The sequence below is a fragment of the Tahibacter harae genome, from assembly GCF_024437735.1.
In the GTDB taxonomy this organism is placed as follows: Bacteria; Pseudomonadota; Gammaproteobacteria; order Xanthomonadales; family Rhodanobacteraceae; genus Tahibacter; species Tahibacter harae.
This window is the reverse complement of sequence record NZ_JANFQO010000065.1, coordinates 1-2,490: the sequence shown is the minus strand read 5'-3', so window position 1 is coordinate 2,490 and position 2,490 is coordinate 1. Positions and strand designations below refer to the sequence as shown.

The 2,490-nt window shown below is 54.4% G+C and carries 3 protein-coding genes; 2 read left to right on the top strand and 1 reads right to left on the bottom strand.

Annotation, left to right across the window (positions count from 1 at the left end):
* Together NM961_RS23805 and NM961_RS23800 are read left to right on the top strand one after the other, a co-directional pair.
* A partial coding sequence (locus NM961_RS23805) for an RHS repeat domain-containing protein (RefSeq protein WP_255916919.1) occupies positions 1-1,477 on the top strand: 1,477 nt, incomplete at its 5' end.
* Between the two features lie 50 nt (positions 1,478-1,527).
* Positions 1,528-1,959: a hypothetical protein gene (locus NM961_RS23800; RefSeq protein ID WP_255916918.1), complete on the top strand. Its 432-nt coding sequence runs from the start codon at positions 1,528-1,530 to the stop codon at positions 1,957-1,959.
* Positions 1,960-2,233: 274 nt separating this feature from the next.
* On the opposite strand, the gene NM961_RS24330 is transcribed toward NM961_RS23800, so the two are convergent.
* Positions 2,234-2,359 carry a SymE family type I addiction module toxin gene (locus NM961_RS24330; protein ID WP_369334907.1) on the bottom strand — a complete coding sequence of 42 codons (126 nt, stop codon included), beginning with the start codon at positions 2,357-2,359 and terminating at the stop codon, positions 2,234-2,236.
* Positions 2,360-2,490: the final 131 nt, after the last annotated feature.

The following is a 2,490-nucleotide window of genomic DNA, read 5'->3' as shown; positions in this document are numbered from 1 at the left end:
GTCCACGACAACGACCAGTTACCGCTACGACGCGAACGACCGTCTGCTCGACGAGACGGCCGTCAGCAACGGCATGACCCGTCTGACGACGCATCGCTACGACCTCAACGGCAGCCTGGTCGAGACCATCGCGCCCGACGCAACCACACGCTACCGCTACGACGGGCGTAACAAGCTGGCCCAGGTGGAGCGGCAGGTGGGCAGTGTGCTGGATATCACCCAGTACACCTACACCCACGACGGTATCCGGCGTAGCCAGATCCAGAAGGCCAGCACGCTGGATGCGAAGGAAGTCCGCTACCTGATCGATCCGAACCAGGCGTATGCGCAGGTGATCGAGGAGCGGGTCGGCGCTCCCTTGGCGCCGGGAGCCAGCGTCAGTGGTTTGAGCCTGAAGGCGGCGTACACCTACGGCGACGATCTGCTCGGGCAGTACGCGCTACGGGATATGCAGGGCAACCTGCTGCCGAATGTCGGGGCGCCGAGCGGTACGCCGAATCCGGTGGCGGTAGCCAGCACCTTCCACTATGACGGGCTGGGCAGTACGCGGTTGCTGACCGATGCGGCTGGCAGCCCGGTTGACCGGTATGCGTATCACGCCTTCGGGGATCGCGACGAGTGGGCCAGTGAGCTGGCGGCGGGGCAGAATCCGGCGACGGATTATCAGTACACGGGGGAGCAGTTCGATCCGAATTTGGGGTTCTATTACCTGCGCGCTCGATACATGGATCCCAGCAGTGGGCGGTTCACGCAGCAGGACAACTTCAGCGGATTCGATGCTGATCCAATCTCGATCCACAAATATTTATACGCCAATGCCAATGGTGCCAACTATCTAGATCCGTCGGGGATGGCTACCCTAATTGATGCAACTGCTGCAAATAATGTCATGGGAACTCTCCTATCTCGCGCAATTGGAGTAATGAACACTGTTCATAAAGTGCAAAGCGCGGTGAGCACTATCCAAGCACTTGCGGAAGCCCTAAGAGTACTGACTGACCCTGGCATGCTAGCCAATCTTAATGGCTATCTGAGGCCTGCTGAGTTCTCGGGAAATCTTTCACCGCAAGGCTTCGAAAGAGGTCTGCATGCGCTAAAAGCTAATGCAAGGAAGCTCGTTTCAAGCATAGTTACCTACAAGATAAATACATTTAAACATTTTCTTGCAGACTCTTCATCAAATATTGTTTTCTATCTTCCTACTCCTGGACTTGCCTTCAAGCCGGGCAGATCGGATTTGTTGCCAACGCCTGTCAGGATTCCGTTGGCAAATTTTGGGTCTCGTCGACTAGTGTTAGGGGTTGGTGGGCATCGCACCCGATTTTTTGGCATAGGGTTTTCTAAAGGTAAGAAACTTGCTGCTCAGGATCAGCTGTTCCGCATGGACTGGGCAGTTGCTGGGGGGCATACGAATGGCCCTAGGTATTGGCAGGACAGCGGATTTGAGTTTCACATTCCGGAGGGATCGATACAGTGATATTGCCTGTTGATATCGAGTATTTGCGGCGAACGATCAGGTCCGCCTACATGGATGGATTGTTGCTGTTTGCATGCATTGTGGACATTGAATGGACTAAGGGGCTCATTGGTGAAGGAGCCATCCAGGTTGATCCGGATGACAAACAAGGTGTTCTCGATGGGCTGTCTGCAGTAGTGGCGACTATTCCTTATGAGAATGAGGATGTATCAGTTGTCGCTCTGTCTTCGAGTGCCATTATTAGGTATGTGTGCTCTTCCGTTGGGGCAAATAACTCGATTCGGATTGTTCAGTGTGGACTGGGTCCGGAATTTTTTAATAAAGCATCTGAAACGATAAAGATGGAAATAGCCACTTTAGGTGAATGGGATGATGCTTTGCGGTACGCTGATGATATGGCAGGAGGTTCTGGATGGGTGGGGTTTGTCGGCGCATTTGACACACAGTCGTTCTTGGTGGGCGAACTAGTGGGGTCAGGTTAACTTCCATCAGAGCAAAAAGCCCCGAGACTGCGGGGCTTTTGATGTTTGTTGTTGCGGTCTGTCATCGCCGCCGAATCTTGGCCGGCGGCGCTTCACAGGTCATGACCAGACCGTGAAAACATGAAAACAGGACACCCATAAATCCCTCGGTAGTCGGAAAAATCCGACGTCGTTGCAAGGGCTTCTCTGATCATCCTCTGATTGCTTGAGCTTGTTCTTGTGTGATCGGTGCAAAAAGCCTCGCAATTGCGGGGCCTTTTGTTCTATGTGGCCATTATGGTCGCCGTGTCTTGGCGGGCAGTGGCGGTTCGCACGTCATGACCAGACAGCCATCGAGGACGCGCACGCGGATGTGTCCATTGGGCGGAAAGCCGGCGCGCTGCAACCAGTGCCCGCGCAGCCGGATGTATGATCCTGCCCCTGCTTTTCGGACACCCGGATAAGCGATTCAATATCGCAATCCGGAGTGAGACAGATGAGCAGGAAGAAATCAGAAGGCAAGACGGAACGCAAGCGCTTCAGCGCGGAGTT